This is a genomic window from Streptomyces sp. 13-12-16 (assembly GCF_002114215.1).
Classification (GTDB): domain Bacteria; phylum Actinomycetota; class Actinomycetes; order Streptomycetales; family Streptomycetaceae; genus Streptomyces.
This window is the reverse complement of record NZ_NCTE01001255.1, coordinates 1-715: the sequence shown is the minus strand read 5'-3', so window position 1 is coordinate 715 and position 715 is coordinate 1. Positions and strand designations below refer to the sequence as shown.

The 715-nt window shown below is 77.5% G+C and carries 1 protein-coding gene; it reads right to left on the bottom strand.

Translation table 11 applies throughout. The features are described 5' to 3' along the window. Nucleotides 1–53: 53 nt before the first annotated feature. A partial coding sequence (locus B7767_RS46935) for a hypothetical protein (protein WP_085576064.1) occupies nt 54–715 on the bottom strand: 662 nt, incomplete at its 5' end.

The following is a 715-nucleotide window of genomic DNA, read 5'->3' as shown; positions in this document are numbered from 1 at the left end:
CCCCCCGGAGGGGCGGCCCGTCCAGGCGACGGCCCGCCCCTCACGCCGTGGGCTCAGTCCGAGCCGCCGCCGCAGCCCCCTCCTCCGCCGCCACCGCCACCCCCGTACCCGTCGCCGCCCGCGCAGCCGAACGCGCCGCCGCAGTAGTGGGGGCCCGTATAGCCGCCACCGGAGGTGCCGGAGGTGTCGGGGGTGCCGGAGAAGCGGCGCAGGGCGCGCTTGCGGCGGAGGCGGACGCGTTCCGTGAGGCCGGCGCGGAGGGCGAAACGGGGGACGACGACGCGGAGGGCCGCCTGGCCGTGCAGGGCGACGGCCAGCAGCTTCTCCTCCTCGGAGAGGCCGTCTCCGCTCGCCGGGACGGGAGACGCGGTGCTCAGCACCTGCAGTCGACGGCGTGCCGCCCGCGTCGTACCCAGCGCCGGCGGACTCACCATGCCCGTCTCCGCCAGCCCGTTCCTCAGCGTGTCGACCGCCCACCGGACGTCCGGGTCGCGCAGCAACTCCCGTACGTGGCACGGCTTGTGCAGTCTCCGGTACACCGCGCTCTCCAGGTACGGCACCCTCAGCTCCGCCGGGACGTCGTCCTCCGGCGTCGGCAGCGGCGGCAGCGCGCGCCCGGCCTCGTTGCCGACCGCCACCACCGTGTGCGCGGCGCCGGGTTCGACGGCGCCGCGCAGGTGCAGGGCGACGACGGCCACGATGACGGCGGCGCGCG